At 71.9% G+C, this 449-nt stretch carries 1 protein-coding gene; it reads right to left on the reverse strand.

Annotated features, from left to right (window positions below; genetic code table 11):
* Window positions 1–196: 196 nt before the first annotated feature.
* On the reverse strand, window positions 197–449 hold a 253-nt coding region (locus tag G3I78_RS48350), incomplete at its 5' end, for an SHOCT domain-containing protein (RefSeq protein ID WP_164436989.1).

A 449-nucleotide genomic window follows, 5' to 3' on the forward strand; every position in this document is an offset into this window, starting at 1 on the left:
CAGCATCACCTCGTCGTGGACCACCTGGTAGGCGGACGTCGGCTCCATCTCCGCGTCCGGCATGGTGAAGCGTGGCGCGACCGCCCGCACGCCGGCTCGCGTGTAGGTCGGGCGCAGGACGTGCTGCTCGTCGGTCATGCTGGTTCCTTCCGACACGCCGGGTTCCGGCTCGTTCGACGGTCCTGACGGGGTCGCGTCAGGCGAGGGCCTTGGCCTTGAGGACGGAGAACTCCTGCGCGTCGATCGCGCCGGCGTCGAGCAGCGCCTTCGCGTCCGCGATCTGCGACGACGGGGACGAGCCCGCGACGCCCCGGATGTACGCGTCGGTCGCCGCCTGGGCGCTCGCCACACCCTGCGCGTGCCGCTCGCCCATGCCCTTGCCGCGCGCGATCAGGTAGACGAGCGCCGACAGGAACGGCACGACGATCAGCGCGAGCAGCCACACCGCC

This window comes from Streptomyces sp. SID13726, from assembly GCF_010548375.1.
GTDB lineage: Bacteria > Actinomycetota > Actinomycetes > Streptomycetales > Streptomycetaceae > Streptomyces.